Annotated in this window: 4 protein-coding genes; 2 read left to right on the plus strand and 2 right to left on the minus strand. The window is 73.3% G+C overall.

What is annotated here, in order from left to right; all coding sequences use genetic code 11:
- Window positions 1-150, plus strand: a 150-nt coding sequence (locus FNQ90_RS13170) for an alpha/beta hydrolase (RefSeq protein WP_182606552.1), incomplete at its 5' end; no start/stop codon positions are given.
- Window positions 151-421: 271 nt separating this feature from the next.
- On the plus strand, window positions 422-2,140 hold the full coding sequence (locus tag FNQ90_RS13175) for an alpha/beta hydrolase (protein WP_182606553.1): 1,719 nt from the start codon (window positions 422-424) through the stop codon (window positions 2,138-2,140).
- A gap of 104 nt (window positions 2,141-2,244) precedes the next feature.
- Here FNQ90_RS13175 and moeZ read toward each other — a convergent pair whose 3' ends face one another.
- Together moeZ and FNQ90_RS13185 are read right to left on the minus strand one after the other, a co-directional pair.
- The gene (gene moeZ, locus FNQ90_RS13180) at window positions 2,245-3,423 is read right to left on the minus strand and encodes an adenylyltransferase/sulfurtransferase MoeZ (protein ID WP_182606554.1); all 1,179 of its coding nucleotides are present in this window, start codon (window positions 3,421-3,423) and stop codon (window positions 2,245-2,247) included.
- Between the two features lie 162 nt (window positions 3,424-3,585).
- Complete coding sequence (locus tag FNQ90_RS13185; protein ID WP_182606555.1) at window positions 3,586-4,614, minus strand: NAD-dependent epimerase/dehydratase family protein; 1,029 nt, start codon at window positions 4,612-4,614, stop codon at window positions 3,586-3,588.
- Window positions 4,615-4,666: the final 52 nt, after the last annotated feature.

Below are 4,666 nucleotides of genomic sequence, written 5' to 3' on the forward strand. Positions count from 1 at the left end.
ACCCTCGAGGGCGAGGGGCACGGCGCCTACACCGGCGGGAACCCGTGCGTGGTGGCCACCGTCGACGCGCACCTGCTGTCGGGGGTCACCCCGCGCGACGGCACGGTGTGCGAGCGGGCGGGTCACCGGGCGGATCGATCCGCCCGGTGACCCGGCGACCCCGGGCGCCCCGGGGCCGCCCCGGGGCCGTCCCGGGGCCGTCCCGGGGCAACGGTCACCACGGATGGACGGCTGGACGGAGGACGAGCGGGCGGGGGCGGCGGACCGGCGCCGGACCGCGCCCGCCCCGAACGGAACACGAACAGAACGCGACCCGAACAGAGCACGACCCGACTCCGGAACGACCACCGGAACAGCCGACGACCACCGAGCGCCGGGCCCGCCTCCCGCGGGCCGGCGCCGTACACGGGGGAGACATCCGATGCCAGGACACCACCGTTCCCGACACCGGGGCGCCCGCCTCGCCGCACTGCTCACCGCCGTCGCCCTGGTGACCGGCGCCTGCACCACGGGGGAGGGTGGCGACGGCGGCGGGGAACCGACCGACCGTTCCACCCCCACCGCCCGCGACTACCCCGGCCTGCCGGAGTCACTGGCCCGGCAGAGCCTGGAGTGGTCGGCCTGTCCGGAGCCCTCCGTGGAACAGGGCGGGGGCGAGGCCCCCGGCGAACTGACGGACGGCACCCCCTGGCAGTGTTCCGCCCTCACCGTTCCGCTGGACTGGGAGGACCCCGGGGGCAGGACCATCGACATCGCGCTGATCAGGGCCGTCTCCACCGCCGACGCCGAGGACCGGATCGGTTCCCTGGTCTTCAACTTCGGCGGCCCGGGCGCCTCGGGGGTGTACACCCTGCCGCACGCGGCAGAGGACTACGAGGAGCTGCGCACCGGCTACGACCTGGTCTCCTTCGATCCGCGCGGAGTGGGCGACAGCGCCGGCGTGGTGTGCGTGGACGACGAACGGCGTGACCGGATGGCGCAGGAACTCGGCGGGCCCCCGCGCGACGCCGCCGAGGAGACGTTGATGGCCGAACTGGACGCCGAGTACATCGCCGGTTGCGAGGAGGCCGCCGGCGACCTGCTGCCGCACCTGACCACCGCCGACACCGCCCGGGACCTGGACCTGCTGCGCCACGTGCTGGGTGACGGGCGGCTGCACTACTTCGGCATCTCCTACGGCACCGAGTTGGGCGCGGCGCACGCCAGCCTGTTCCCGGCGAACGTCGGCCGGGCGGTGCTGGACGCCGTGGTGGACCCGACCACCGACCCCACCGAGGTCGGGCTGTACCAGGCGGCCGGGTTCCAGCTGGCGCTGGAGAACTGGATGGCCCACTGCTCGGCCGAGGAGGGCGTCGACTGCCCGGTGGGGGCCGACCCCGAGGATGGCTCGGCCGTGATCGCCGATTTCCTGGCCGAGCTGCGCGACCGGCCGCTGTCGGGGGACGGGGAGCGGCGGTTGACCACCGAGCTGGCGCTGACCGGCATCATCCTCACCCTCTACGACCAGGAGCTCTGGCCCTACCTGACCCTGGCCCTGGACCAGGCCCTGAACGACGGCGACGGCCGGTTGCTGCTGGCCTTCGCCGACCTCTACAACGGGCGCGACGAGCAGGGCCGCTACAGCAACCAGAACGACGCCTTCACCGCCATCAGCTGTGCCGACGCGCCGGGCGGGCGGGGGATCGCGGCGGTGGAGGAGTACCGCGAGGAGTTCCTGGAGGCCTCCCCGGCCTTCGGTGACCTGCTCGTGTGGTCGGTCACCGGGTGTGAGGGCTGGCCGGTGCCGGTCGAGGGCTCCGGCGACGACACCGGGGATGCCGAGGAGCCGGGGGCCGACGCCGGGGCGCCCGATCCCGCCGGGGACGGCGAGACCCCCGGCGCGCGGGGGGACAACCGGGTGGAGATCGGAGCCGCGGGCGCCCGGGAGATCCTGCTCATCGGCACCACCGGCGACCCCGCCACGCCCTACGAGGGCGCGGAGCGGATGCGGGACGCCCTGGGCGAGGGCGTGGGCGTCCTCATCACCCGGGAGGGCGAGGGGCACGGCGCCTACGCGATGGGCAGCGACTGCGTGGACGAGGCCGTGAACGACTACCTGCTGTCGGGGCTCATCCCGCAGGACGGCCTGGTCTGCGGCTGAGCCGGACGGGGCCGGAACGCACCGGCGCCGGCGCCCCCGGAACACGGGGCGCCGGCGCCGGGCCGCACGCGGAACGAAACGGAAAGGGCCGGAAGGGACCGGGGTCAGTAGACGGGCTTCTCCGGCTCGATCTGGTTGACCCAGCCGATGACGCCGCCGCCCACGTGCACGGCGTCGGCGAAGCCGGCGTTCTTCAGCACCGCCAGCACCTCCGCCGAGCGGACGCCGGTCTTGCAGTGCAGGACGATCCGCCGGTCCTGCGGCAGTTCCTGGAGGGCAGTGCCCATGAGGAACTCGTTCTTCGGGATCAGACGGGCGCCCGGGATGGAGACGATCTCGTACTCGTTGGGCTCCCGGACGTCGATGATGTCGATCTTCTCGTCGTCGTCGATCCATTCCTTGAGCTGCCGCGGGGTGATCGTGGAGCCGGCCGCGGCCTCCTGCGCCTCGTCGGAGACGACGCCGCAGAACGCCTCGTAGTCGATCAGCTCGGTGACGGTCGGGTTCTCGCCGCAGATCGCGCAGTTCGGGTCCTTGCGAACCTTGACCTGCCGGTAGGTCATCTCCAGGGCGTCGTAGATCATCAGCCGGCCGACCAGCGGCTCGCCGATGCCGGCCAGCAGCTTGATCGCCTCGTTGACCTGGATGGAACCGACGGAGGCACACAGCACCCCGAGGACGCCGCCCTCGGCGCAGGAGGGCACCATGCCGGGCGGCGGGGGCTCGGGGTACAGGCAGCGGTAGCAGGGGCCGTACTCGGACCAGAAGACCGACGCCTGACCGTCGAAGCGGTAGATGGAGCCCCACACGTACGGCTTGTTCAGCAGCACGCAGGCGTCGTTGACCAGGTAGCGGGTGGCGAAGTTGTCGGTGCCGTCCACGATCAGGTCGTACTGCGCGAACATCTCCATGACGTTGGAGGAGTCCAGGCGCTCTTCGTGGATGCGGACCTCGGTGTAGGGGTTGATGCCCTGCACGGTCTCCTTGGCGGAGACGGCCTTGGGCCGGCCGATGTCCGACTGGCTGTGGATGATCTGTCGCTGGAGGTTCGACTCGTCCACGGTGTCGAACTCGACGATGCCCAGCGTGCCGACGCCGGCCGCCGCCAGGTACATCAGGGCCGGGGAGCCGAGACCTCCGGCGCCCACGCACAGGACCTTCGCGTTCTTCAACCGCTTCTGTCCGTCCATCCCCACGTCGGGGATGATCAGGTGGCGGGAGTACCGGCGAACCTCGTCGACGGTGAGCTCCGCGGCGGGCTCGACCAGGGGTGGCAGCGACACGGGGACTCCGGGGGTCAGGGGGACAGGTCGTTCCGTCCGTAACACTGCCACGCGCGATTCCATTCCGAGACACCCGTCCCGACCGGCGAGACGGGGATGCCCGCCAGGTGGTCCCGTCGGCCGGCCGGATACCCGGCCGGCCGACGGGGTGGCCCGGGCCGCTCACAGACGACAGGCGGCCTCCATCCAGATGTCGGCGAGCGACTCCTCCAAACCGATCCGCGAGCGCCAACCCAGCCGGTCCCGGGCGGCCCGGACGTCGGCCTGCTGCCAGGGGCCGCAGCCGTCCGGGTACGGCGGCACCGGCGGCGGGGCGTCGGCCGAACGCTCGTGCCCGGGCCCCCGGTCCGGGCGCGGGCCCTGCGGGGCGCGATCGGCGCCCCGGGGGCCGGGGACCCCGCCGGGCCGGACGTCGTGGCCGGCGTGCTGGGCGTGCGGGATGTCGATCTCGTGCAGCAGCCCGGTGAACCCGGAGACCCTCGCCAGGGTGGTCGCCGCGTCCCGCAGCCGCACCGCCTGGCCCGAACCGATGTTCACCACTCCCCTGGCGGCGGAGAGGGTGGCCGCGTGCACCGCCCGGGCGACATCGCGGACGTCCACGAAATCCCGCTGCACCCCCAGGCCGGTCAGCCGCAGTTCGCTCTCCCCGTGCTGGAGGGCCCGGCGCATCGAGTCGGCCAACCGGCCCAGCGGCGAGCCCGCCGGGGTGCCGGGCCCGGTCGGCGAGAAGACCCGCAGGACGATGGCGTCCAGGCCGGAGCCGGTCACCAGCTCGGTCGCGGCGAGCTTGCTCAGCCCGTAGGGACCGCCGGGGCGCGGCGCGGTGTCCTCGGCGAGCGAGGAGCCGCGCGGCGAGGGCCCGTACTCGGCGGCGCACCCGATGTGCACCAGCCGGGCCCCGCAGGCGCTGCGGCGCAGTGACTCGCAGAGGGTGGCGGTGGCGATGGTGTTGTGTCGGGTCAGTTCGGTGGCGGTGCCCCTGATCGCCCCGGCGCAGTTGATGACCACGCCGGGGTGCACCGCGTCCAGGAAGCGCGTGAGGGCTCCCGGACTGCCCGTGGCCAGGTCGAAACGAACGTCGGCGTCGTCCCCCCGGCCCAGGGCGGTCAGATGGACGGCGGGATCGGCGAGCAGCCGTTCGGCGATGAAGCGACCGAGGTATCCGGCCGCACCGAGCAGCAGCACTCTCATGGTTGTTCTCTCCTTGTCGGCGGGGCCGGGGGCTCCGCGGGCGGGGGTGACG

It is taken from the genome of Streptomyces alkaliphilus (genome assembly GCF_014141535.1).
In the GTDB taxonomy this organism is placed as follows: domain Bacteria; phylum Actinomycetota; class Actinomycetes; order Streptomycetales; family Streptomycetaceae; genus Streptomyces; species Streptomyces alkaliphilus.

Coding starts and splice junctions, on each gene's coding strand:
- FNQ90_RS13185 (WP_182606555.1), bottom strand. CDS start 4,614: ATGAGAGTGCTGCTGCTCGGTGCGGCCGGATACCTCGGTCGCTTCATC.
- FNQ90_RS13175 (WP_182606553.1), top strand. CDS start 422: ATGCCAGGACACCACCGTTCCCGACACCGGGGCGCCCGCCTCGCCGCA.